21 protein-coding genes are annotated in these 24,891 nt (G+C 51.0%); 15 read left to right on the top strand and 6 right to left on the bottom strand.

Features of this window, described 5'->3' with window-relative positions:
* Nucleotides 1-75 precede the first annotated feature (75 nt).
* Nucleotides 76-1,971 (top strand): DUF3857 domain-containing protein, encoded by a 1,896-nt coding sequence (locus Q1A48_RS16255; protein WP_299946996.1) that lies wholly within the window; start codon nt 76-78, stop codon nt 1,969-1,971.
* Nucleotides 1,972-2,436: 465 nt separating this feature from the next.
* On the top strand, nt 2,437-3,849 hold the full coding sequence (locus Q1A48_RS16250) for a TonB family protein (protein WP_299946994.1): 1,413 nt from the start codon (nt 2,437-2,439) through the stop codon (nt 3,847-3,849).
* Between the two features lie 300 nt (nt 3,850-4,149).
* Here Q1A48_RS16250 and Q1A48_RS21895 read toward each other — a convergent pair whose 3' ends face one another.
* Together Q1A48_RS21895 and Q1A48_RS16245 are read right to left on the bottom strand one after the other, a co-directional pair.
* Nucleotides 4,150-4,407 carry a YceK/YidQ family lipoprotein gene (locus tag Q1A48_RS21895; RefSeq protein ID WP_366523429.1) on the bottom strand — a complete coding sequence of 86 codons (258 nt, stop codon included), beginning with the start codon at nt 4,405-4,407 and terminating at the stop codon, nt 4,150-4,152.
* Between the two features lie 134 nt (nt 4,408-4,541).
* On the bottom strand, nt 4,542-4,892 hold the full coding sequence (locus Q1A48_RS16245) for a hypothetical protein (protein ID WP_299946992.1): 351 nt from the start codon (nt 4,890-4,892) through the stop codon (nt 4,542-4,544).
* Between the two features lie 1,053 nt (nt 4,893-5,945).
* Between Q1A48_RS16245 and Q1A48_RS16240 the strand changes: the two genes are divergently transcribed.
* The 12 genes from Q1A48_RS16240 (at nt 5,946) to Q1A48_RS16185 (ending at nt 19,000) form a co-directional block, all read left to right on the top strand.
* On the top strand, nt 5,946-6,296 hold the full coding sequence (locus Q1A48_RS16240; protein WP_299946988.1) for a PadR family transcriptional regulator: 351 nt from the start codon (nt 5,946-5,948) through the stop codon (nt 6,294-6,296).
* A gap of 11 nt (nt 6,297-6,307) precedes the next feature.
* Complete coding sequence (locus tag Q1A48_RS16235; RefSeq protein WP_299946987.1) at nt 6,308-6,856, top strand: hypothetical protein; 549 nt, start codon at nt 6,308-6,310, stop codon at nt 6,854-6,856.
* Nucleotides 6,857-6,880: 24 nt separating this feature from the next.
* Complete coding sequence (locus Q1A48_RS16230; RefSeq protein ID WP_299946985.1) at nt 6,881-8,044, top strand: metallophosphoesterase; 1,164 nt, start codon at nt 6,881-6,883, stop codon at nt 8,042-8,044.
* Between the two features lie 849 nt (nt 8,045-8,893).
* The gene (locus tag Q1A48_RS16225; RefSeq protein WP_299946983.1) at nt 8,894-10,474 is read left to right on the top strand and encodes a peptide chain release factor 3; all 1,581 of its coding nucleotides are present in this window, start codon (nt 8,894-8,896) and stop codon (nt 10,472-10,474) included.
* A gap of 66 nt (nt 10,475-10,540) precedes the next feature.
* The gene (locus tag Q1A48_RS16220; RefSeq protein WP_299946982.1) at nt 10,541-11,173 is read left to right on the top strand and encodes a 1-acyl-sn-glycerol-3-phosphate acyltransferase; all 633 of its coding nucleotides are present in this window, start codon (nt 10,541-10,543) and stop codon (nt 11,171-11,173) included.
* Nucleotides 11,157-11,924, top strand: a complete 768-nt coding sequence (locus Q1A48_RS16215; RefSeq protein ID WP_299946980.1) for a TSUP family transporter — start codon at nt 11,157-11,159, stop codon at nt 11,922-11,924. The genes Q1A48_RS16220 and Q1A48_RS16215 overlap by 17 nt, the downstream gene beginning before the upstream one ends.
* Before the next feature lie 3 nt (nt 11,925-11,927).
* The gene (locus Q1A48_RS16210; RefSeq protein WP_299946978.1) at nt 11,928-12,278 is read left to right on the top strand and encodes a hypothetical protein; all 351 of its coding nucleotides are present in this window, start codon (nt 11,928-11,930) and stop codon (nt 12,276-12,278) included.
* Between the two features lie 30 nt (nt 12,279-12,308).
* Nucleotides 12,309-13,718, top strand: a complete 1,410-nt coding sequence (locus Q1A48_RS16205; RefSeq protein ID WP_299946975.1) for a M20/M25/M40 family metallo-hydrolase — start codon at nt 12,309-12,311, stop codon at nt 13,716-13,718.
* A gap of 779 nt (nt 13,719-14,497) precedes the next feature.
* Complete coding sequence (locus Q1A48_RS16200; protein WP_299946973.1) at nt 14,498-16,390, top strand: DUF885 family protein; 1,893 nt, start codon at nt 14,498-14,500, stop codon at nt 16,388-16,390.
* A 137-nt stretch (nt 16,391-16,527) separates the two neighbouring features.
* Nucleotides 16,528-17,118, top strand: coding sequence for a DUF4234 domain-containing protein (locus Q1A48_RS16195; RefSeq protein WP_299946970.1), 591 nt, complete (start codon nt 16,528-16,530; stop codon nt 17,116-17,118).
* 5 nt (nt 17,119-17,123) lie between these two features.
* Nucleotides 17,124-17,891, top strand: coding sequence for a hypothetical protein (locus tag Q1A48_RS16190; protein ID WP_299946968.1), 768 nt, complete (start codon nt 17,124-17,126; stop codon nt 17,889-17,891).
* A 338-nt stretch (nt 17,892-18,229) separates the two neighbouring features.
* Nucleotides 18,230-19,000, top strand: a complete 771-nt coding sequence (locus Q1A48_RS16185; protein WP_299946966.1) for a VIT1/CCC1 transporter family protein — start codon at nt 18,230-18,232, stop codon at nt 18,998-19,000.
* A gap of 12 nt (nt 19,001-19,012) precedes the next feature.
* Here the strand turns inward: Q1A48_RS16185 and Q1A48_RS16180 are convergent, their stop codons facing one another.
* Nucleotides 19,013-20,041 (bottom strand): GGDEF domain-containing protein, encoded by a 1,029-nt coding sequence (locus tag Q1A48_RS16180; RefSeq protein WP_299946963.1) that lies wholly within the window; start codon nt 20,039-20,041, stop codon nt 19,013-19,015.
* Nucleotides 20,042-20,276: 235 nt separating this feature from the next.
* Between Q1A48_RS16180 and Q1A48_RS16175 the strand changes: the two genes are divergently transcribed.
* Nucleotides 20,277-20,795 (top strand): macro domain-containing protein, encoded by a 519-nt coding sequence (locus tag Q1A48_RS16175; RefSeq protein WP_299946961.1) that lies wholly within the window; start codon nt 20,277-20,279, stop codon nt 20,793-20,795.
* A gap of 415 nt (nt 20,796-21,210) precedes the next feature.
* Here Q1A48_RS16175 and Q1A48_RS16170 read toward each other — a convergent pair whose 3' ends face one another.
* The 3 genes from Q1A48_RS16170 to Q1A48_RS16160 form a co-directional block, all read right to left on the bottom strand.
* Nucleotides 21,211-22,191, bottom strand: a complete 981-nt coding sequence (locus Q1A48_RS16170; protein WP_299946959.1) for an alpha/beta hydrolase — start codon at nt 22,189-22,191, stop codon at nt 21,211-21,213.
* Nucleotides 22,192-22,312: 121 nt separating this feature from the next.
* A complete protein-coding gene (gene fba / locus Q1A48_RS16165; RefSeq protein WP_299946957.1) occupies nt 22,313-23,377 on the bottom strand; it encodes a class II fructose-bisphosphate aldolase in 1,065 nt (354 codons plus the stop codon).
* 97 nt (nt 23,378-23,474) lie between these two features.
* Nucleotides 23,475-24,638, bottom strand: a complete 1,164-nt coding sequence (locus Q1A48_RS16160) for a phosphoglycerate kinase (RefSeq protein ID WP_299947025.1) — start codon at nt 24,636-24,638, stop codon at nt 23,475-23,477.
* Nucleotides 24,639-24,891 lie beyond the last annotated feature (253 nt).

Genomic DNA, 24,891 nt, shown 5'->3' with positions numbered 1-24,891 from the left:
ACCACTGCACTTTTTCTTGTCACATGCCTCGCAAAAGCTGACCCGGAGATCACGATTGAACCAACCCCGGCGTGGGTGAAAATACTGATACCTGTGGACAATAAACAGCTTCCTCGGGGCAGTGTCCGGTATCACCTGTCCAATTCCCAAATACTGCACCAGGGCCAAGACCAGCAATCCTATTTCCAACTGGAGATGGAGCCACTGAACCAACAGGGCGTGGGGGAGGTATCCGAGCTGACCTTTGGCTTCTATCCCGCTTTTCAACACCTGGTGGTCCACGATATCAGTATCGTGCGCGACGGCAAGCGTCTGAATCGCCTGCAGAAGGCAGCCTTCAAACTATTTCAGACCGAGCAGGAGCTCTCCAGCAAACTGTACTCAGAGCAGTGGAACGCGCTTTATATCCTTGAGGATATACGCCCCGGCGATATCCTCACCTACGCCTATACCATTCGGGGTAGCAACCCGATTTTTGAACGCAGTGACTTTGGCCGTTTCTACCTCTCCTGGACCCAATCGGTAGACCGGCGCTTTGTACGTATTATCAGCGATCAAAAACAGCATTACCGCTTCAATCACCGGGAACACCCGGTGACAGCCTCCCGCCACCAGGGCAATTTTGTATATGAACTCGATCTGCTGGATGTTCCTGCAGTGCTCGCAGAAAGCGAATATCCCACCTGGCACGATCCACTGAATTACATCCAGTACTCTGGCTACAGTAACTGGAAACAGGTCAATACCTGGGCCCAGGGCCTCTATGCAATTGACCGCGCTCTTCCCGGTAAGTTGAGGAAACAGTTGGACACCTGGCACGAAGAGTTCGGGCTGGGGGAGGCGGTCAACAAGGCAATCCAATATGTGCAGGAGGATATCCGCTATTTCGGCATCGAACTCGGCATCAACTCACACCAGCCAAGAAGCCCGCGGGAAACTCTGGAAAAACGCTACGGCGACTGCAAGGACAAGGCGCTTCTGTTAACCAGCATGCTCGCCCACCTCGGCGTGCATTCCTACCCTGCTCTGGTATCCTCCAGCCGCGGGCGGGATATTGGCAGGGATATTCCCTCTCCGGGATCTTTCGATCATGTGATCAACCTGGTCGAACTTAACGGCAGGGAATACTGGGTTGACGCCACCGCTGCCGGCCAGGGGATTCATCTCAGGCACAAGGGGTTCTTTAACTATGAACACGCCCTGCCGGTGGCCCCGGCTACCCGGAACCTAAAGAGGGTGGAACCCAGTTTTGCGGAAAAATCGTTGCTGAGTACCGAAATCGAAGAACAGTTTGATATAGATCCTGCAGGCAACAGTGCCGAACTCAAAGTTAGTACAACTTTTTCACACCTGAAAGCGGAACAGGTGCGACGGTTTTTTCTGGCCTCGGATTCCGAGCAGGTCAAAAATGGCTATACCAATTTTATTGCGACCTATTACCCTGGCGTCGATCCTGCCCCTTTGATCAGCTACAGTGACAACCTGGAGGAAAACCGTCTGGAGGTGTCCGAGCAATACCAAATACAATCCTTTGCCAAACTGAGTTCGGCGCGCAAGATTTTTTCCCTGTATGGGTCCGGTATTGTGCAGTATATCCCCAAACCCCAAAGGCCAATCCGCCAGAGCCCACTGGCCTTGGTGCACCCCGTTGATGTCCGTCAGCGTGCTGTGGCCAATATTCGCGGTGAATTGCTCTGGCAGGAAACACTGGGCACCACCGAGATTGATAACCCCTGGTTCACCTTTTCTCGCACGGCTGAGCGCATTGAGGACAGTCTTTCCGTGGAATACACCTTTCAATCCAAATCCGATCATGTAACCCAGGAAGATATGCCAGAATATATGGCACAATTCGATAAACTGGACAAGGCGCTGCAGTACCAGTTCTGGGCCAAGGGAAAGGCTTCTGACCAGCACAAAAACAGCAAAGAGATGAAAAACCTGATTAAATCCCTTATCAATAAAAAATAAAAACCATACTTTCCTGACAATTGGACCAATTTTTATGCCAATAGTATAGGAGAGAGGCTGTGGGTGATCTCAATCCACTTGATACTTGGCGGGCTCCTCAGGGAATAATCGACCTTATAACAGGCAGTTATCAGTCCCTGCTGTTCAAAATAGACCTTTTCGCTTTCAAAAAAAACGCTGCGACATTTGCAGTTTGCCAGTGAAGGGGCGCACTTGAGAAGCACGATCACTAATGATTGAATTTAACATATAAATAGTTTAAAATTGACAGATTGCGCTCAGCTTTTAATTAGTGGGCATTAGAATCTGTGCAGATGATATAAATGTGCGAAACGAAGCTGAATTTTCGATTTGAACCCGCTCACAGGTGGGGAAATTTGAATATTTCTATGAATAGAATAAAAATATAAGCGCTGTTTACCTCGCCAGATAAATCACAAGAAAAACTACGAAAACTTCTTTAAAGTGTTTAAATTTATTAAAATTCTTGCATTTATACTAGTTCAATTTGTCTTTTTCTCGACTTTAAGCCATGCGAACTTTGAAAAAGCCATGGAAATTTATAGTGCCGGGAAATTTGATGAAGCAAAAACCGCCTTTGAAGCGCTTGCCGCTATCGGAGACAGATCTTCCCTGTTTAATCTTGGAGTTATGCATTATCGGGGAGAGTCTGTAAAAAAAGACCCGGTTAAGGCTTATGTATTAATGCAAATCGCCAATGATGGATTTCAGGATGCAGTTTTTACGCGAATCTCAAAGTCAATATTGAATAAATTCGACGATTCGCAAAAAAAAGCAGCTGAGAAACTTTTTACCGAGTTAGACCCTATATATAATATCGCCTCGATAAGTAACTACATCTTTCCAAAACCTCTCAGTGATGAAGATTGCACCCCAGAGATCAATCCCGTTAAAAGAGCCATCCCAAAATATCCCTACTCTGAAATTAGATTTGGCCACATGGGGGTTGTCCATACGGAGTTTACCATCTCCCCTGAAGGCTATCCCCGCGATATCAGTATAACCAAATCCACAAGTAAAAGATTCACAAAAGCAACTGTAAAGGCCCTAAAGCGAGCTTTATATAAGGCGCCAATAAATGGAAAACCTATTGACGGATATAGAACTAAATTTATTTATAGTATAGAAAATGATAGGGCAGACGATGCTACGAATACCAAAAAACTTACCAGAGAGTTAAATGAACTTGAAGAAGCAGCAAATGCTGGAGATGCGGTAGCGCAGTACCTTTATGCTTCTCGTCTCAATACATTCCGACATTTTAGATCCTACTTGAAAAAAGTGGACTTACAATATAAAACCGCCAATTCATGGTTTACAAAATCCGCCAAAAGTGGCCTTCCTCACGCTCAATATGAAATCGGCCGGAATATGCTTGAAGGCAGGGGGTGTGAGATTGATATAGCCAACGGCTATAAGTGGATTAATGCCGCTGCGATTGGCGGCTATTCACTGGCACAAAATGCCCTTGCTCGATCCGCACTTTCAAGTAGAGATATTTCTTTTGAGAAATCACGAGCTTCAATAAGCTGGTTAAGAAATTCAACACAATCTGAAGACTATACTGCCAAGTTATTGCTGGCCTGGGAACTTTCAACCTCCAACTTTGATGTGCTGAGAAATGGAGAAGAAGCCCTGAATTTACTTGATTCCAAAGCTGATAACTACTTTGATGAAGTGAGAATAATGGAAACCAGGGCTGCAGCCTACGCGGAATCTGGAAAATTCAAGGATGCACTAAAATGGCAGAAAAAAGCACAAAAAATGGCCAATAAACTTGATTGGGATATTCCGCTTATATCGGAACGGCTGAGCCTGTATACCCAAAATAAGACCTATAGAGGGGCATACTATTGATTTCTGTACAAAAGCTTGAACAGGCGTTTATGGTTGCGCCCGGCTTTCTGTGTTAAGTGGGTCACTCCAGCAAGATGGAAACTTTGAAAGCGCCCCACCATGGCCGAGGGTATTGAGCACATGGCGGTGAACAATAGTAATGGCGTGTGATGCACTTGTATCGCGCAGCGAATTTGCACTTGGCGACCAGGGAGCGAGGGTTTGTTTGTATTTAGCAGCAGAGCCTGGCACCCCGGTGCTGATTAGATGTTTACTGTAAGCTACACGGCTTGTGTCTGGAACTTATTCCATATGGTCAATTTACTGTGATATTGCCTTTTTTTCTCGTGCAAATATTGCATACGGTAAAACAATGGTATCTGCCGCCACCGGGAATACGGTATCAACCGCCATTAATGGAACGTCATTTATCATTGCTTCAGTATTTACCATTCTACTTGGTTCATTATTCATCAAACAGAAATTGTAGCACGCTCCGCTGTAAATCCTGGGAATTTCCTCGCAGAGATACTTGTAACCTCTGCGACTAACATCTACTTGGTTATTCTCCGCATCCACAGTTTTTACTGTAGCACATGAAACGCAAAATACGGAGAGTATGAATATAAAAAATATTGGTTTCGCAGAGCTATCCTTCTGTTAATTCAGTCAATATCTGAAAAATATACGCCTTTGATTATCTGCTAAGATATCTACATTTTCCAGGCAACTTCATTACGCAGTTTTTCGACAATTTCTTTATTAGGCCCTGCCACTGCTAAATAAACAAACGAGGCCACGCCTCTTGACACGCACTTTACTGCCACGCGATTGTTATGAAAGTTACCATATATGTAGTTTTCATTTTTGACGACTTGAGTAAAGCCGAGAGCTTTAAGCGCACTTAACCCTTTTAAAGCACAAGCACCCACATGGATATCTAATGCTTTATGGTGAGACCACAGTTGCGGAGGTTTTGCAGTAGGTAACTCCAGGGTTTCTTTTTGTACCGAAGCACATCCCGCTAAAAGGCTAAATATGCCTACAATAAAGCTATTTTTCACGAAGGTTATCCCGTACGTATTTGCTACAGTATAAAGACACCCAGAAGTTGGCAAAGTACTAAGAAATTTGACAGCTCTTCTGGCATTCTGGTTAGGTTCTATGCCCACTATATTAGATTTAACTTGTCACCACTATGGCCGCTATTATCCTTATTCATTTTTCAGAAGCAAGCTGGCATCAGTATCGGGTAAAACTCGGCTCAAGCGGTCATCCGCTTTGTGTACTAAGGTGCCATATGGAAAATGGCCGCTTGACCATACCCTAAGAGTCAACGGTCAATTCTTGCTGTACCATCCGAATCACTTTTCATTTATTAGACTCACCCGCCAATTTTTGAAACCGCTTTCGCATTCTACCGAGGACAGTTGATCTTTGAACCAGATCGCTGTGGGGTGGTGTGAAAATTTTCAATGTCAGCAAAGGTGTCTCTGAGGGCGGCTTCGCGAGTTGGGTATATTTTCTGCCTCCGCTTAGCGTGAATTGCAGGTCTTTCTCACTCAGTTGTTGCCGCATCTCTACCGGTCAGGACGCATTCGCTGGCCTTCTGGGTTTTTGCACCACTGATCTCAGCGTTTAAGGTATTGCCACACGGCACCGCCAATTTCAAACCGGTTTCTTGTCAGATCAGTCTCTGAATGAGCGCGTGGGTCGCAGAACATAGCGCGGGTCGGGCGTCTTGTCGTTCAGGCGCTTCTGGGTCAATGCTCCTTGCGCTGGTATCAACCATCGACCAGAGCCATTCTGGCGACTGCGCGGCTTGGCGTGCAACACATCTGTATCGTCCTCCTGATACTTTTACCTGTAGCCAGGCAGCCCCGTAGTGGATACCCATGTGCTCTTCGATTTCACTGTGGCCGTATCTGCCGGTTTTCTACCTGCAGATACCCCGTTTGTCCGCTCTTCTTAGGGCAAGGCAGGCAGTGCTGCATTTTTGTCCATACCGGGCTCATAACGCCAAATAACTCAAAATTTCCTTGCAATTTTATTCACAGTGCACTACAAATCGACCTTGTAGTACATAGTTACTATGTTATACATATAAGGAGTGCAATTTGGAGCCTTTTGAACATAAATGGGATGTGCAATTCCGAAAAGGTACGCTCGAAATGGTGATCTTGGCTTTGCTTGGTCAAAAAGCTCAGTTCGGCCTTCGACTTCTTCAAAACCTTCATCAATTCGAAACAATGAAAATTACGGAAGGAACTTTGTACCCGCTACTTGACCGTTTAAAGCGAGAGGGTGTTGTCGAAAGTTATTGGTTACAGGAGGGTGAATCCAGGCCAAGAAAATACTATCGGCTATCTGAAGTAGGAAAAGATAAACTTGATGGGCTCAAGGCCAGGTGGCAGAAGTCCGTAAAAGACATCAATCAACTTTTTCATCAATGCAAAATTGAAGAATAAAAGGTAATAACATGGCAAGAAGCAAATTAATTCATAACTACCTGTCCGAACTGGAGATTTACTTATCCAGAATCAGTGAAGTTCAGGCTCTGGAAGTGGTTCAAGAAATTGAAAGTCATATCTATGAAGCTCTCTCCTTACGAGAAAGTTCAGAGAACACAGAAATTAAATCAATTTTGGCAAAGTTAGGCACGCCAAGGGAATTGGCAGCAGGATATATTGAACATATTACGATAGGCGTTGCACCACCAAAAGGCTTAAAGCCCTTATTAAAATTTAAGAAAGGAGTTAGCAGGAGTTTCTACTATTTAGTCTACACGATTGGATTTGGAATTGGTTTTATCCTGGTTGTAGCTGCAATGCTGAAGATGATCACTCCTTCACTCTTTGGTGTCTGGTATGCTGAACATGGCAACAGTTTAGTAGTTTCATTTAACCAGTCTGATTACTCAGCACAGGAAATACCAGCTATATGGTTAGCTCCTATCTCCGCAATGATTGGTACTGGAATATTATATTTAACTTACAAAATTTGCCGTATATTGAAAAGGCATATTTAAAATAGTAACTCCAAGGAGTAAGTAATGTCTATAATTCTTACTAATTTAAAGCACTTCGGGATTACCTTTATAGTATTGATGACAGGTGTAGTTGCATTTGGGTTGTTTATTGGCGCTGATGCCCATTTATCCGAAGATAAGCTTGCCTATAAATTGGATGGTGAAGTACATGTATTTTATGAAAACAAAACACCGGTCACCAAGATATTAAAGGGTAATAAGGATGATGGATATTATGTAGATACAGGTTACCATTCTGAAGATGAAAAGTTAATTATTACCGTTCCATTTCCATTAGATAACAGCACGTTTAATGTCACTATTGACCCTGAAATCACCACACCAGATACAAATTATAATGACGATGAATCCATAATAGCCCTATCTGATATCGAAAGTGGTTTTAGTGCATTTCGAGAGTTTCTTGTTATTCACGGGGTAGCAGACACACAACTTAATTGGACTTTTGATCAAGGTCATCTTGTACTGGTGGGCGATTTTGTTGACCGTGGCGCCTCCACAACTCAAGTTCTTTGGGGAATCTATAAACTGGAGCAATCTGCTAAGAGAGCCGGTGGGAAAGTACACTTCATCATAGGAAATCATGAGATAAAAACCCTTCAAGGAAACTATCAATCAGCGCATAAAAAATATTTTTATATTGCTGGTATGCTTGGCAAGCAACAATATCAACTATTTGATGACAATGCATTTTTAGGCCGCTGGTTGGCCTCTAAAAATGTTCTTGAAGTTATTAATAATGTTGCCTTCACCCATGGCGGTATTCATCCCAAGATAACCGAATTCGGCCTTTCTTTGCCCGATATCAATAATATCGTCCGTGAAGGTTATAGAAAACTCTATTACACACCAACTCTTGAAACAAAAGAATCTTTTTTACGATCCAGCACAACCGGACCCGCATGGTATCGAGGATACTTTAAAGATGATTTATCACAACTTGAGGTTGAGCAGGGCTTAAAAGTGGTAGAGCCCAAAGCTGTGGTAGTCGGGCATACATTGCAAAGCAAAGTCAATGCCTTATATAACAACAAGGTTCTTGCAATTGATGTGAAACATCCAAAAGACTATTTATTCAGTTTTCCATTTCGGAAAAGTGAAGGACTGCTAATCAAAAACGGGCAATACTTCAGGCTGCTGGAAAATGGTGAAATGAAAGACATTTAATGAAAATACAATTTATATTTCCGGCATTGTTTTCAAATCCTGGCTTTGGCTAAGTTCGTTTATGGATTTATCAATACAATCGGGCTCACTTTAATTTATATTGATAGGCGGATGAATAGGGCCGCGTATATTTATCACTATCGCCGGGGCAGTTTCTAGCGCCAATTCAAAATCGGGTCTGTCTCTCGGCTTTGAGCGCCTGCAGTGTAGGGTTCTCATTGATAAAGCAAAAACCGGTCCCTCAAAAGTATGTGGGGAGCACGAAACGCGCTGTACCGGATTCTCCCAGTGACAGCCAAGTGGAATGGACACCCCAATAAATACCGCCTCCCTCTTCTGGCTGAGATCCCAGCCAGCCAACGCTTTGCAACCAGACAAAACGCGGATGGTCCAAAGTGGTGCTATAGAGCTTGTCACTTTTTGAACTTCATTGATCTTTATAGACCTTGCCCGCTATTTTCCGCATCAGAACGGGAAACTCGTGCCCACGAAAAAACCGCCACATCCACTATCTGAGGGCGGCAGAAACTGTCATCACCCGGGCCTCCGCATGCCTGCGGGTATGGCTTCCCGCAATTGTTTGCCCCTGAAGGCTGGGCGGAGGTTACCTGAGCAGTCAACTTTCCTACACCCTCCAATTCCTCTGCCTCCTTTCATTCAGGAGTTTTTATAACTCATTGATTTTTATATATTTTTTTCCAGTAGAGTATTTCGGAGCACTATTTGAGAAGGGAGTTGGGCATGTGGCATTCGAGCTTGGTACAATGTCAGGCTTTTGCTTTGCTAGTTCCGCCTAAGGAAGTCTCCACATATGTACACTATTGTGTACATAATCGAAGTTTTAATACCATGAATTCTGATTTTTTCCATAAAATTCAACAACGTAGAACTTTTGCTATCATATCCCACCCGGACGCCGGCAAAACCACCGTGACCGAAAAGCTGTTATTGTTCGGAAATGCGATACAACTGGCTGGCTCGGTCAAGGGTAAGAAAGGACCGCACGCACGCTCTGACTGGATGTCCATGGAGCGGGAAAGGGGCATCTCTGTCACCTCTTCGGTGATGCAGTTTCCCTACAGGAATCGCACCGTAAACCTGCTGGATACTCCAGGGCACGAGGACTTCTCCGAGGATACCTACCGGGTACTCACCGCGGTGGATTCCGCACTGATGGTAATCGACGGGGCTAAGGGTGTCGAAGACCGTACCATTAAGCTGATGAACGTGTGTCGGCTGCGCACCACCCCGATCCTTTCTTTTATCAATAAACTGGACCGGGATATTCGCGACCCTATTGAGGTCATGGACGAGATTGAGAAGGTACTTGACATTCGGGCCGCGCCGATAAACTGGCCGCTTGCCTCCGGTAAAAACTTTAAAGGGGTCTACAACCTCTATACCGACACAATTCATGTATTCACTCAGGGCCAGGGACACACCATTTCTGACGATGTCCAGATCAAGGGGCTTGATACCACAGAGGCCTCTACCCTGCTGGGTGAGTACGCAGAGGATATCCGCGAGGAAATCGAACTGGTGCGCGGTGCCACGCACCAGTTTGACCTGAAAGCCTATCTGGATGGTGAACTCACCCCGGTATTTTTCGGCACCGCACTGGGCAACTTCGGCGTGCGTGAAATGCTGGACGGCTTTGTCGAATGGGCGCCCGGTCCACAACCGCGGGAAACCCGCGAGCGCCAGGTGGTGCCTAGCGAGGAAAAATTCTCGGGATTTGTCTTTAAAATCCAAGCGAATATGGACCCAAAACACCGTGATCGTGTCGCCTTTATGCGCGTGTGCTCCGGCACTTACAACCGCGGCATGAAGATAAAACATGTGCGTATCGGTAAAGAGGTCAAAATTGCGGATGCCGTTACTTTTATGGCCGGAGACCGCTCTCACGTGGAGGAAGCCATTGCCGGGGATATTATCGGCCTGCACAACCACGGTACCATACAGATTGGCGATACCTTTACAGAGGGGGAACTCCTCAAATTTACCGGTATTCCCAATTTTGCCCCGGAACTGTTTCGCCGAATCCGCCTGAAAGATCCACTGAAGCTCAAGCAGTTGCAAAAGGGTTTACAGCAGCTTTCCGAAGAGGGCTCGACACAGGTATTTTTCCCGCAGGAGAGTAACGACATTATCGTCGGCGCGGTAGGTGTTCTCCAGTTTGAGGTGGTGGCTTACCGCCTTAAGGATGAGTACAAGGTCGAAGCCATTTACGAAAACGTCAATGTAGCCACGGCCCGCTGGGTGGAAAGCGACAGCCCCAGGGAAATGGAACATTTCAGGCGCAAAGCGAGCACCAATCTCGCCATGGATGGGAGTGGGCACCTCACTTATCTGGCACCGACCCGGGTAAACTTGCAACTGGCTGAGGAACGCTATCCGGATATCCGTTTTTATGCCACCCGAGAACACTAATTCCATTTATGTATTCCTGCCTCGATTCAACTGCGGATATCCAGGCAGTAGAGTGAGAGATCATTAATGAGTCAGCACAAAGAGTTACCGGCAGAGATACCGCGTCTTGGCAACCGCCTCACCGCTGCCATTGGCAGGCTGCTGATCCGGCTGATGGGCTGGCGCCTGGAAGGCACCTTTCCACCGGAAAAAAAAGTGATGGTGGCACTGGCCCCGCACACTTCCAACTGGGACTTTGTCGTGGCCATGCCGTTTATTATGGCCTACCGGATAAGGATTTCCTGGTTGATGAAGAGGGAAGCCTTTTTCTTTCCCTTAAAGGGGTTCTTTGTGTGGCTCGGCGGTGTACCCACCGACCGCACCGCAGCCGGTGGTATCGCGCAACAGGTCGCATCCCGGTTTCGCGACAATGAAAAGATGTGGGTTGGTATCACACCAGAGGGCACACGCGAAAAAGTTACCAAGTGGAAGAACGGTTTTTTGCGCATTGCCTACGCAGCCGATGTGCCCATTTTCCTGGTTGCCTGGGATTTCCCCCGAAGACGCCTTTGCCTGGACTCCCTGTACCGGCCTACGGGAGACCTGGAACAAGATATGAGGGAAATTCAGCTTCGCTTCAGTAAATACCAGGGACATCACCGCAATAAGCAGACCAGTGCCCTGAAGGGCAGTGAATCCTCCCGTGATAGAACTCAGTAGCGATATACCCACAAGCACCTACCTGATTTTAACCGCGGTAGCCTTTGCCGCGGGTTTTGTGAGTGCCATCGCTGGTGGTGGTGGCATTATTACCCTGCCCGCACTCTTGTGGGCCGGCATCCCTCCACTGGATGCCCTCGGTACCAACAAGTTTCAAAGCGTCTTCGGCACACTTTCATCGACGGTCAATTTCCTGCAAAAAGGGCAACTGCAATTAAAGCCTCTGTGGCCCGGCCTGATTGCTGCAATTTTTGGTTCGATGGCTGGCACCTGGACCGTTACCCAACTGGGTGGCGAAGACCTGCAGATCCTTTTGCCGGTTCTGCTGATTGCAATCGCACTCTACTTTACACTCTCCCCACGGATATCCGATTTCGATTCCAAGCCCAGAATGGGCACAGGTGTATTTAACCTCTCCGTGGGTGGCGGGGTAGGCTTTTACGGCGGCTTCTTTGGCCCCGGTATGGGCTCTATTTATGCCCTGACATTCGCCGCACTCCTCGGCTACAACATGCGTAGAGCCACAGCATCCACCAAACCCCTGGTTTTGGTAACCAATACCACCTCTATGATCATGTTTATGCTGGGCGGCCACCTTTTACTGTGGCTGGCAATCAGTATGTCTGTTGCCCAGTTTTTTGGTGCGCGTATCGGCTCAAACCTAGTGATTTCACGGGGCACCCGGTTGATCAAACCTATCCTTATTCTCGCCACAGTTGCTGTCGCGGTAAAATTATTATTGGAGGCGTAAGAAGTGAGCGTATTTCTAACGCTATTACTGTCACTTAGCGCATTTGTTATTGTCGTCTGGACGTTGATGCACCTGCGCACGCCAAGATTCCGCATGGATAGGGATAGTTTTATCAAGGGGCTTGAAGATGTGATTTCCGGGCAGGCCAGTGAGAGTGAATGGCGCGCTCTGGTCGCCTGCCCTATGCGCCACGATCCCAAGCTGGAACAATTGCGCCTTGAGTGCCTGAAGATTGAAGAGCGAGAATACGACGATGGCTCCCCCTATTTATTTACCCAGGCCGGTATCAGGCAGCTGCGCGAGGTGCGACGCCAACTGCTCACTGAAACAGTTGGCCGACAGCCAAAATCCTGAACCCAGTAAACGTTAACCAAGGATAAACATATGTTTAAACGACTGTTGCCCCTAACCGGGAGCTTAATAGCCGCCATGGTCTTCAGTGCCGCCCAGGCCAAGCCGCTGCCCCGTGAGGACCTCTCGGTTGCCGAAGTGCTGCGCGACCGCGCCCTGGAATCCTCCGATGCCTACAGCATTGTGGAGTCACTGACTGTGGAAGTCGGCCCACGCCGTGCCGGAACCGAAGGTGACCGCCGCGCGGTTGCCTGGGCCCAGAAAAAAATGAAGGCGTTGGGTTTCGATCGGGTGTATACCGAACAGGTCGAGGTGCCGCGCTGGGTACGCGGTCACGCACATGCCGAAGTCATCGCACCCTACCCGCAGCCACTGGTGGTAACCTCCCTGGGGTACGGTGTCGCCACACCCGAGGGTGGGCTGAGTGCTGAGATCGTCGAGTTTGCCGATGTGGAAGCGCTGCTAAAGGCCCCATCGGAGCAAGTGAAAGGCAGGATAGCCTTTGTCAACAAGCGCATGGAAAAGGCCCGCACCGGTGAAGGCTATGGCCCCGCAGTCCAGGGACGCAGTAGGGGAATGCGTGCAGCGGCCACAAAGGGCGCCGCAGCGCTGCTTTTGCGCTCTGTAGGAACTGACTCTGACCGCTTTGCCCACACCGGCATGATGGCAATCGAAGATATTGAAAACCCGGTGCCCGCTTTGGCGCTCTCGGCTCCGGATGCCAATTTGCTCGAGGCCATGCTCGGGCGCGGCAAGCCCGTAGTGGTCAAACTTGATGTCGACAACACACGCCTCGCCGATGGCCCTTCATTTAACGTGATCGGAGAGATCACCGGCCGCAAGCAGCCCGAAGAAGTCATGGTCATCGGCGCCCACCTCGACTCCTGGGACGAGGGCACTGGCGCCCTCGACGATGGCGCCGGCGTTGCTATTGTCCTGGAGACAGCCAGGCTCATCGCGGAACTGCCAGATCGCCCACGCCGCACGCTGCGCGTGATTCTGTTTGGCGCCGAAGAGATAGGCTTGGTGGGTGCCAAACAATATGTCGATGCCCACCGCCATGAGCTGGACAATATTATCGCCGTATCCGAATCCGATTTCGGCGCCGGGAAAATCTGGCGTTTTGACACCCGCCTGCCGGAGAACAAATTTGATATCGCCGACCAAATGATGCAGTTGCTCGCGCCCCTCGGCATTGAACGCGGCAATAACGCCTCTTCCGGAGGTCCGGATAGCAGTGTATTCGTCGCCGAGGGTGTACCTGCCTTCGGCCTATACCAGGACGGTACAGACTACTTCGACTACCACCATACCCCCAATGACACGCTGGACAAGGTTGACCCTGAAAACCTTCGCCAGAATGTCGCAGCCTGGGTCGTGATTTCTTTCCTGGCTGCAGAAATGGAAGGCGACCTGGGCCGCATCCCCACTAATACGGACTAGGTCCGGAATCAAGCCAGGAAGGCTAAGCTATGCCCACACCGAAAGCCCCCACTGTTGGGGCTTTCCACTGTCCCCATGGGAAGGCCTCCTTCACCGATTGACACTTTTCCTCTGCAAATGCGCTGTCCACAAGCTGCTCACCTGCACTCTGTCATTACATACTTGTTACTAACAGAAACCATGGATAGAGCTGTGTATAACTCTGGTATATCTCTCTCCAGTAGCCGATATTCCGTGCCTGTAGTCCGAGCGTGTAAAAAAGCAGCACTCCAAGTGACCCTTTGCAGAATCTCTGCACCACAAACACACCTTGGCCATCCACTTTTGCAAGCCTCTTCTGTCTTATTGCCATCATTTGCAAGGCTACACAGAGGGGTTCTGATTCAAGGGAAGGCCGGCTTGGTCTTTTAAACAATCTCTGAGCCAACAACGCATAAGAGATTCACGAGGGGATGAGGTCCGTTCCCATATGCAACACCCCTTTGCCGCCACCTCCTCCTTCTGGAGGAAACTGGTGGAAGGCCCGGTACAGGGCGCCAGGAACCCCCACCCCCTATATGCGTGGAGACCACAAATCGTAAAAAACACCACTGGCAGGGCACTACCCCATTGGCAGTAATCAGCAGACACCACACCCTGCCAAGAGGGCTCTGCCAATTGGATGACCCCACGGCTCAACGCACAGAAATGGCCTTTGAGAGCACGCGAGTCGACACTCCAGGGATTTCGTGTCAAAGTTAGAGGCGTTTATTTATACAACGATTGACCGAGATAGAAAAATGCCGATTAAGCTGAACAATCCTTTGATTCCGGGTCTGTTGGCTGTCGCCGTCCTCACAGGCTGTCAGGCCGATAAGAGCACAGAAGCAGCCACCCTGGCCAACAAGGCCCAGAGCACCCTTGCAGAGGTGCCTGTCACCTTGGAGGCTGAGGCGGAAACACACCGCCTGACCAAGTGGCTGGATGCACGTTATGAAGAGCAGCTACAGTTCAGCCCCATGCAACTATCCTACCTCGGGCGCAAGCAGCAGTACGACCAGATCGACGATATGAGCGAGGCCGCAGAGGCGCGCCAGCTGGCCTGGATGGAGAAGACCGTTGCCGAGCTGAAGAAGAATTTCAACTACAACAAACTGACCCAGGAAGGGAAAAATTCCTACGATATCTGGCGCTACCAGTTTGAACAGGCCAAGGCAGCCGAGCCCTTCCGACGCCATGGTTACATTTTCGAGCAAATGGGTGGTTCCCAGTCACAGCTACCCAACTTTCTGCTGAATTTCCACAAGGTGGACACTATCGAGGATATGCAGGCCTATATTGCCCGTATCGGTGGTATCTCCCGCGCCATTAACCAGCTGCGCGAGCGCGCCGAGCAGTCCTCCAGGGCGGGCATCCGTCCACCGCGTTTTGCCTTTGAGGGCGCTATCGAGCAATCCAGCAAGCTGATTGACGGCGCCCCCTTCAAAGGTGGCGACGATGCCCCCCTGTGGGCCGGAGCCAAGGGCAAAATTGCCACGTTGCTGGAAGCGGATAAGATCAACCAACAACAGGTTGACAAGCTCACCGCAGACGCCCGCAAGGCCCTGGAAACCGAATTCCTGCCCGCCTACAAAACTCTGATCGCCTGGCTTAAGAAAGATATGCAGAAGGCATCCGTAGAACCCCAGGGCGCCAGCAGCCTGCCGAACGGCTCGGCTTTCTATAACCAGCGCCTGGCCAATACCACCACCACCGAACTGACCGCCGATGAGATCCACAATATCGGCCTTGAAGAAGTGGCGCGTATTCGGGGAGAAATGGAAACCATCAAGGAGCAGGTGGGCTTCGAAGGTAGCCTGCAGGAGTTCTTTACCTTTATCCGCGAGGACGGACAGTTCTACTACCCGAACACAGACAAGGGCCGCCAGAGCTACCTGGATGACTCGAAGGCTTTCCTCGACAATATCAGCACCAAGCTGCCCGAGTACTTCGGATTGCTGCCCAAGGCGGAGCTGGTGGTGAAGCGTGTCGAGTCCTTTCGCGAGCAGGACGGCGGTGCCCAGCACTATTATCCAGGTACTCCGGATGGCACCCGCCCAGGTATCTACTACGCGCACCTGTCCGACATGAGCGCTTACTCCACCACCGATATGGAAACCGTGGCCTACCACGAGGGCAATCCCGGCCACCATATGCAAATCTCCATTGCGCAAGAACTGGAGGGTATCCCGCAATTTCGCACCCAGGCGCACTTTACTGTTTACTCAGAGGGCTGGGCACTGTATTCCGAGAAGCTGGCCAAAGAAATGGGGGCCTATGCAGACCCTTACAATTTGTTCGGCCATCTGACGGCCGAGATGTGGCGTGCAATTCGCCTGGTGGTGGATACCGGTATGCACGCCAAGGGCTGGCGTGAAGAGCAGGCAGTGGAATACTTCCTGGAAAATTCCGCGATTCCGGAAACCGCCGTGCGCTCCGAAGTGCGCCGTTACCTGGTGTGGCCGGGACAGGCCACCGCCTACAAGATCGGTATGCTGAAAATCCAGGCGCTGCGCAAGCAGGCCGAGGAACAACTGGGCGATAAGTTCGATTTCCGCGGTTTCCACGATACCGTGTTGGGCGGTGGTGCCGTGCCGATACCGGTACTGGAGAGCCGTGTGGCCAGTTGGGTGGATTCTGTTAAGGGCGCTTGATTGGTGGTGTTTACAGCTGACCCAAAAGCCGGACAATGTCCGGCTTTTTTATTGCGTATTCGGATGTGAATTACGTCTTGTAATTACGGGTTTAAAAGTGCATTTTGCCCGGATTTTTTTGTAGTGAGGGGGATAGTGTGGATACCAATATTTACAATGCGCCTGAGGCCGACCTGGGCAAGGATTCTACCGGTGAAGCAGAGTTTTATGTTGTTTCAAAAACCAAATTTCTGATACTTTATTTTGGCACTTGCGGCATATACTCCATTTACTGGTTTTATCGTCATTGGAAAGAATACAAACTGACCAGTGGTGAAAAAATGCTACCGGTCTTACGAGCTATATTTTCAATCTTTTTTACCTATCCCCTATTTACCACCATACAAAGTCGAATTGAGGAGGCCAAACTCAGCTATCAATGGCATCCGATATTAATGGCCGTTACTTATATCGTGGTTGCCCTGGCCAACTATATCAGTGACCGGCTTTCGGCTCTCACCAGTGAGGTTTCAATTTTTGACTTTATCAGCTTGGCACTGATGCCAATAATGGCCCTCCCGTTGTTTTCCGCACAAAAAGCAGCCAATCTTGCCTGTGGAGACAGGCTTGGTGAATCCAACGCGAAGTTTACCCTACTGAATTTTCTGTGGTTGCTGTTCGGGGCAGTGATTTGGGGGATGGTGTTTTTGGGAGCCTATGCCGCACTAACAAAACCATCAATAGGGTAGTTAAAATGAAAAAACTGGCTATTTTATTCTGTATCCTCGCCGTGCAGTTTATTACCACGCCCCTGTGGGCAGAGACAATACCTACGGAAATCACCGTGCGCGCCAAGGCCAGAGATGCCAAATTTATTGGTTCCTCTATTGGGGGTGCCATGGTCATTATTCGCGCGGTGGATACTAATGAGATTCTCGCCAAGGGACTGACCCAGGGCAGCACTGGGGATACCGGCAGGATTATGAAAACCCCGCGGGAGCGCTATCTGCCGATTGCCACCGGAGCAGCACACTTCACCGCTGCGCTGGATATCAGCGAACCGGTGTTTGTGACTATTGAAATCCTGGCCCCATACATTAAAAAACAGGCCCGCGTGGTAGCGCAAACCCAAACCTGGCTGGTGCCCGGTAAACCCATCAGTGGCGATGGGTTGGTCGTGGAAATACCGGGTATGGTGGTAGACCTGCTCAGCCCGCAGACGCACCTGTACACGGACCTCGACAAGAGTCCTTATGAGATCCGCGCCAACGTGGTAATGATGTGCGGCTGCTCGATTACCAAGGGCGGCCTCTGGGATGGCAGCAAGATTGAAGTGGTGGCGCTGGTACAGAAAGATGGAAAAACGTTTACCACAGTGCCGTTAAAATTACGCGACACCATGAATACATTCAGTGCCCCTTTTTCCACCGAGGTACCCGGTGTCTACGAAATCCTGGTCTACGCCTATGACCCAAAAACCGGCAATACCGGTGTCGATAGGAGCAGCTTTATCGTGCGTTAATATGTGTGGCGTGCATTGCAAAGCGACAAAAAGCGTTGCCCGGTCCATGGGGATACATGCCTGCAGGATGCGCACCGCCAGTGGCTCAACCGGAAATTGCCACCGGCCTACATTGCCGGGCCGAGCCAAAACGGTTGGGTATCCGGTTCAGCGTCAACTTCTCAGACCGGCACAGTCGGTTTCCCCCACCCGGATGCGCGCGACAACAATCGCTGCGCAATGGCACCCGGTGCCGGGCTTTGATCTAGAATCTAGCCACAGCCTACCGTGACCCGACTGTGATATGAAAACACCTGTCTAGCGACGCGGGGATAGGCCCCACAGGGAGATCCCTTGTAATGGAAGGGAAAAAAGGGGACCCGAACAAAGCAGCCCGACACGCCCTGCTTGAAGAACACCGCCCGGAACGTATTGAGGCGCGCTTGCACCGCGAACCCAAGTCACAGCAAGTTTCCGATTTTGTTCTGGGGGCTATCGACGGCTGTGTCACCACCTTCGCCATTGTAGCCGGCGCATTCGGTGCCGGCTTTTCCGAAGCGGTGGTGCTGGTGATGGGCTTTGCCAACCTGATTGCCGATGGCTTTAGCATGGCAGTGAGCAACTACGAAGCCGTCAGCGTGGATCGGGAACAATTGGAAGCGGCAACCCGCACCGAACGCCAGCATATTGCACTGGTACCTGAGGGGGAGCGGGAGGAAATCCGCCAGATCTTTCACCGCAAAGGATTTCACGGAGAAATACTGGAACAAATTGTCGCTACCATTACCGCCAACCGCAAGCTCTGGATAGAGACCATGCTGGCGGAGGAATACGGTATCAGCCGTTGTGCACGCAGGCCCCTCGGGGCTGCACTGGCGACCTTTGCCGCGTTTATTGGTGTGGGCGCCATACCACTGCTGCCCTATGTTATTCAGCCACTGAGCACGACTGAGCAGTTCTACAGCAGCACAGCTTTGGCAGCTTGCACTTTCTTTGCCATTGGCCTGTGTAAGGGCTTGGTGTTTTCCCGCCAAGTACTGGCCTCCGGGATCAAAACACTGATTTTTGGCGGGGCTGCGGCCGCGCTCGCCCTCGGTATCGGCTTTTGCCTGCGCAGCTTTATCGGTTGATGGCCATCACTGTCAGGCCGCCACCACCTTGTTACGGCCACTGTTTTTCGCGCGATACATACGTTTGTCTGCTTCCGCAAGCAGCTGATTGTGGGGGCTACCGCGGCTATTGCCTTCCACGACCCCAAAACTGATGGAGACTCTCACCGGCTGTACGTAACGGCGGCTTAAAATCTCCACCCTGTGGCGCAACTTCTCCGCCAGCAGGCTGCCACCACGGACATCCGAGTTGGGCAGTAAGAGCAGGAATTCCTCACCGCCCCAGCGAACGACAATATCTCCCGTACGGGTGTTGTCCCTGAGAATCTTGGCAACATCCTGCAGGATACGATCACCGAAAGCATGCCCGTAGGTATCGTTGATCAACTTGAAATTGTCGAGGTCACCAATCAGGATCACATATTTGCTGTGCAGATCCCGACTGCGGCGCTCCAGATCGTGGATGGCACGATAGGCTTCACGACGGTTGGCAAGCCCGGTCAGAGCATCTGTGGAAGCGTTTTTCTCCAGCTCCCCAGTCAATTGTTCCAGCAGCTGCTGAGTCCGGTGACGACTGCTATCGAGGAGCGCGGTCAGCGCTGTGAGGGCACCGAATACTGCGATAAAGCGCGCGCGATAGGCAGTGTCGTAGTTAGCAGTAAAACCGGGAAACTCAGGGTAGAAAAGCACAGACGCGGTGGCAATACCGATACCCAAAAGGGCAACGGTGCCGTTTTTGTAGCCGTACAGGTTGATAAAACCGGGAACCAGCATAACAGCCCACATCAGGCCGGTGTTGTTCACACCACCGGTTAATAACAGATAAAAGTAAAGAACCAAAAGCAGGCCCCCAACCAGAAGCGGCGTCTTCTCACTGGGGCCTGACAAATTGATGATGACGTAAGTACACAGGATTATCACTGCAACCGCCGACAGTGTCATCGCCTGCAGTATTTCTGTAACGGATAGGGCAATCACGGCCATGGCACCTGTTACCGCCATGGCGAATAGCAACATATAAGAAGAAGCCAGGATGCGGCGGCGCAGGTCTATTTGCCGCATCTCCTCCACCGACGTACAAAGCGCAGGATTCTGTTTATTATACCCTGAATGCATAATTATCTCTGTTGTCATACAGGCCGCAGTGTTCCCCAACCCTGCAGCCCAGTGCCGCGCATTACTCCAGGGGAAGAAATCTGCCGCCGGAGTGCAGCAGTGCTGAGTATAGGGGGATTCTTTCAGCAACCAAAGTCGCAAGCTAAAGTATCAGTAATCGAAAACTTGGAAATGGGACACCGTGATACCAATTGTACTGACCTGGGGTGATATTCTGACACTGCGTGGGGATGCACTCGTATGCCCGGCGCACAAACACCTGATTTGTGGGCGGGGTCTTTCCGCACAGATTTATGCGCGCAGTGGTGCGAAATTGGTAACACAGTGCCAACTTCAGCCCGAATGTGCCGTAGGTGAGGCGCGCCTCACCCGAGCCTACCGGCTGGGGGTAGACTATCTACTGCACACCGTGACACCCCAGTGGAGCAGCGGCGACCAATGGGGCGCACAGGCACTGCAACAATTGCGACGCTGCTACAAAAGCGTGCTGGTGCTTGCAGAACAAAAAGGCCTAAAACATCTCCTCTTTCCCGCTTTAGGGGCCGGCACCAATCGTTTTCCCCATACAATTGCAGCCCATCAGGCGCTGGCGGTGCTGACAGAATGCACCGGGAGTTTTGAGCAAATCACTATCTGCCTGCACACACCAGCCGCATTGGGAGAGTGGCAGCAGGTTGAGCAACAATTTTTTTCAGTGTGAGAATTTTTTCACCTGAGAATGTAACCGCTTGTTGAACAGCAATCCTGCTGCAGAAGCCCACTATATTCTCCCTGCAGGCGTCCAAATTGCCAAACACCAAAAGAATGATCGGAGTGGGGTAGCTCACCCGGATGAAGTTCGGTGCCATCACCGACTTTTTTTTCCAGCAAACCGCACAGCAACAATGACAAGCCGGTTTCTCCGTGCCACGTTTACACGCCTGAGACGTCCGGAATCTCCATGGAGGCCTCGAAAAATATCGCTGCCGAGTAGGTTGCAGGCCGGTGTAAAATAATCAATGCATCTTTATTGTGCGACCACCAGGGACCAAACCCAACTCACCCCATCGCACCAATTCCCTTATCACGGTTTACCATTGCCGAGAGAAAACGCTATCTGTCTGGTGTAGACTTCTTCAGCGATTCAGCCAGTCGTCCATCGCCGCCAGTATCTGGTGCCGATAGGGCTGGGTTTCATTGATCATCTGGTGGCGGGCACCGCGAATCAATACCCTGTGGCAATGGGGAAAGCGGTCGCGGATCGCACGCATATCGTAGCGCCAATCCACGGTACCATCACCGGTGCCCTGCACAACCAGCATCTTGCGGGGATTTCGTGCAGTTTTGGGGAAGGTTTTTATCCAGTCCACCATGGCACCGAGCCAGCACATGGAGATTATCTGGGACTGCAGTGGGTCGCGCAGCGCCTGGCGCCGGGAGAATTCTGCATCGTGGGTATTGATATTGAACTCACGGCTGGGCTCGCTGATAAACAGGCGCCCCAGGTAGTACTTCCACTTGACCAGATACCAATTTGCCGGGCGTACCAGTGGTGCAAGCAGGAATATCTTATCCAGTGGCTGCCAGCGGCTGTATTGCAGGTGGGCCATTAATGCTGCACCCCCGGTACTCTGTCCCATACCATGCCAGGGCCCTGGCAGCTTGTCGCTGGCAATAGAGAGAAGGCGATCAAATACCTGGCGGTATTGCAGGAAGGTCTGAATGGCTACCCGCTCCCCGCTGGAGAGGCCGTGACCCGGGAAATCGAAAATCACCACGTTCAGGTTGCGTTCCAGGCCAAAGCGAATTGCCGGGCCATAGATACCGGTGTGATCAAAGTATCCGTGACAGATAAACAGAGTGCCACGGGGATTTTCCACCAGCCAGTATTGTGACACCAATTCAAAGCCCGCAGCGATGAAGGTGCCGACCCCGGTTGTGTGGGCGAGCGGGAAGTGCAAGTCATAGAAATTTCGATAGTCCTGCAACTCCGTTATTAGCGGGACTGCATCACTATTGAAATCGAGTTGTGGTAACTTCCGGCGCAATGCCGAGTAGTCCGGGCGCTTGATCACCGGGCTGCTTTCGAAACTACTGATATCGTGCAAGCTATCCATTAGATCAATGGTACTGCATTTTGCCAGTGGGGAAGTGACGGTGTGGCAGGATAATAAACATTTTGGAGGGATTAGGGCGGTTGCGGGAACCGCCCTTGTGAATTTTAGCGCAAGTAACCGCTCACTTAATTGCGGGTTCCAGCTCACCGGCAGCGTATCGCTCACTCATGGTGTCGAGGCTAACGGGGCGAATCCGGCTGGCCTGGCCGGCGCTGCCAAAAGCTTCGTAGCGGGCCACACAGATCTCCCTCATCGCCTGCAGGGTGGCTTTGTAAAACTTGCGCGGGTCGAATTCGGAGGGATTCTGGGCCAGGAAACGGCGAATAGCGCCGGTAGAGGCCAAACGCAGATCGGTATCGATGTTGACCTTGCGCACACCGTGCTTGATGCCCTCGCAGATCTGCTCCACAGGCACACCGTAGGTTTCGGGAATTTCCCCCCCAAACTCGTTGATCACTGCCAACCACTCCTGAGGTACCGAAGAAGAACCATGCATCACCAGGTGGGTGCCGGGTATACGGGCGTGGATCTCCCTGATACGACCGATGGCAAGGATATCGCCGGTGGGCGGGCGGGTGAACTTATAGGCGCCATGGCTGGTACCGCAAGCGATTGCCAGGGCATCGACCCTGGTTTTCTGTACGAAATCCGCTGCCTCTTCCGGGTCTGTCAGCAACTGGTCGTGGGACAGCTTACCCTCGGCGCCAACACCATCCTCCTCTCCCGCCATACCGGTTTCCAGAGATCCCAGACAGCCCAGCTCCCCTTCAACGGAAACACCGCAGGCGTGCGCCATATCCACTGCGCAGCGGGTTACATCGACATTGTACGTATAGGAAGCTGGCGTCTTGCCGTCTTCCTGCAGCGAGCCGTCCATCATCACAGAACTGAAACCCAGCTGGATCGAGCGCTGACACACTGCTGGACTGGTGCCGTGGTCCTGATGCATCACCACCGGGATTTCCGGAAATTCCTCAATGGCGGCAAGGATCAGGTGGCGCAGAAAGGGCGCACCGGCGTATTTACGCGCTCCGGCAGAAGCCTGCACGATGACGGGGGAATCGGTTTCCCTGGCCGCTTCCATGATCGCGCGCATCTGTTCCAGATTGTTCACATTAAATGCGGGCACCCCATAGCCGTGTTCTGCGGCGTGGTCCAGCAACTGGCGCAGGCTGATAAGAGCCATAATCAATTCCTTTCTCGTCTCTTCGTCGTATCTGTAATTTTGCTTTTACCAACTGCCAGTAAACGTTGACAGGTGAGGCGTTATTCGATGTGGTGTCTCAATCGTTCGCACGAGACTCCAGCATGTCTACCGCCGGCAGTTTCCGGCCCTCTACATACTCAAGGAAGGCCCCACCGCCAGTGGAGATATAGGATAGCTTATCGGCAATGCCGTATTTGTCCACAGCTGCCAGGGTATCACCACCACCTGCGATGGAGAACGCATCACAGGCGGCGATCGCCTGGGACAAATGCTCTGTGCCGACACCAAACTGGTCGAACTCGAAAACCCCCACAGGGCCGTTCCAAATAATGGTCCTGGCACTTTTTAGAATCCCCGCCAGCTGCTCGGAGGACTGGGGACCTATATCAAAGATCATATCGTCTTCAGCCACTGTATCGGCTGACTTGGTCACCGCTGTGGCGCCCTCGCTCAGCGCCTTCCCGGTCACCACATCCACAGGCAGAGGGATATTGCACTTCTGCATCAATCCCCTAGCAGTATCCACCAGGTCGTGTTCGCACAGGGATTTACCCACCGGCTTGCCGCTGGCGGCAAGGAAGGTGTTGGCAATACCGCCGCCTACGATCAGCTGGTCTACTTTGTCAGCCAGGCTTTCCAAAACAGTCAGTTTGGTGGAAACTTTGGCACCACCAACGATCGCCACCAGCGGGCGCGCCGGCTCGGCCAGCGCTTTTTGTAGAGCTTCCAGCTCCGCAGCCAAGAGGGGGCCGGCACAGGCTACCGGGGCATACTTGGCTACACCATGGGTAGATGCCTGGGCGCGGTGGGCAGTACCAAAGGCGTCCATGACAAAGACATCGCACAGCCGGGCATAGGCCTTAGCCAGGGCCTCATCATCTTTTTTCTCACCCACATTGAAGCGCACATTTTCCAGCAGAGCTACCTCGCCAGCGGCTAACTCCACACCATTGCGCCACGCCTTCACCAGCGTCACTTCGCGAGCCAGCAACTCGCCCAGACACCTGGCAACCGGGGCCAGAGAGAGCTCCTCGGCGTATTCCCCTTCGATCGGACGTCCCAGGTGGGACATCAACACTACCTCGGCGCCAGCATTGATAGCAGCCTGAATCGTGGGAATCGCTGCACGGATACGCGCATCAGAAGTGACCTGCCCCCCTTTCAGCGGGACATTCAGGTCCTCACGAATGAGTACCCGCTTACCTGCCAAATCCAGGTCTGTCATCAGCTTGAACACTATTCGCCAGTCCTCTCTACTTGATTTACTGAAAATACGGGCGCGGAGTATATCAATTGCCCTCTGTCGATGCCGATAGGGGAATAAAGAAAAAGCCGTTTCAACGGCCTTTATTGACTGGTTGTATAAGATTGGCTATATAAAAAAAGCCCTGACCGCGAGGGATCAGGGCTTTGTAATAGAAGCCTGACAATGACCTACTCTCACATGGGGAGACCCCACACTACCATCGGCGATGCTGCGTTTCACTTCTGAG

Source organism: uncultured Microbulbifer sp. (assembly GCF_947489355.1).
Taxonomy (GTDB): Bacteria; Pseudomonadota; Gammaproteobacteria; order Pseudomonadales; family Cellvibrionaceae; genus Microbulbifer.
Note: the sequence above shows the minus strand (reverse complement) of the source record. Positions and strands in the feature narration are given on the sequence as shown.

Bases quoted from the DNA above. Each gene is read 5' to 3' on its own strand.
- Q1A48_RS16200 (WP_299946973.1), top strand. From the start codon at position 14,498: ATGCCGATTAAGCTGAACAATCCTTTGATTCCGGGTCTGTTGGCTGTC.
- fba (WP_299946957.1), bottom strand. From the start codon at position 23,377: ATGGCTCTTATCAGCCTGCGCCAGTTGCTGGACCACGCCGCAGAACAC.
- Q1A48_RS16185 (WP_299946966.1), top strand. From the start codon at position 18,230: ATGGAAGGGAAAAAAGGGGACCCGAACAAAGCAGCCCGACACGCCCTG.
- Q1A48_RS16205 (WP_299946975.1), top strand. From the start codon at position 12,309: ATGTTTAAACGACTGTTGCCCCTAACCGGGAGCTTAATAGCCGCCATG.
- Q1A48_RS16170 (WP_299946959.1), bottom strand. From the start codon at position 22,191: ATGGATAGCTTGCACGATATCAGTAGTTTCGAAAGCAGCCCGGTGATC.
- Q1A48_RS16220 (WP_299946982.1), top strand. From the start codon at position 10,541: ATGAGTCAGCACAAAGAGTTACCGGCAGAGATACCGCGTCTTGGCAAC.
- Q1A48_RS16180 (WP_299946963.1), bottom strand. From the start codon at position 20,041: ATGCGGCAAATAGACCTGCGCCGCCGCATCCTGGCTTCTTCTTATATG.
- Q1A48_RS16235 (WP_299946987.1), top strand. From the start codon at position 6,308: ATGGCAAGAAGCAAATTAATTCATAACTACCTGTCCGAACTGGAGATT.
- Q1A48_RS16225 (WP_299946983.1), top strand. From the start codon at position 8,894: ATGAATTCTGATTTTTTCCATAAAATTCAACAACGTAGAACTTTTGCT.
- Q1A48_RS16230 (WP_299946985.1), top strand. From the start codon at position 6,881: ATGTCTATAATTCTTACTAATTTAAAGCACTTCGGGATTACCTTTATA.
- Q1A48_RS16190 (WP_299946968.1), top strand. From the start codon at position 17,124: ATGAAAAAACTGGCTATTTTATTCTGTATCCTCGCCGTGCAGTTTATT.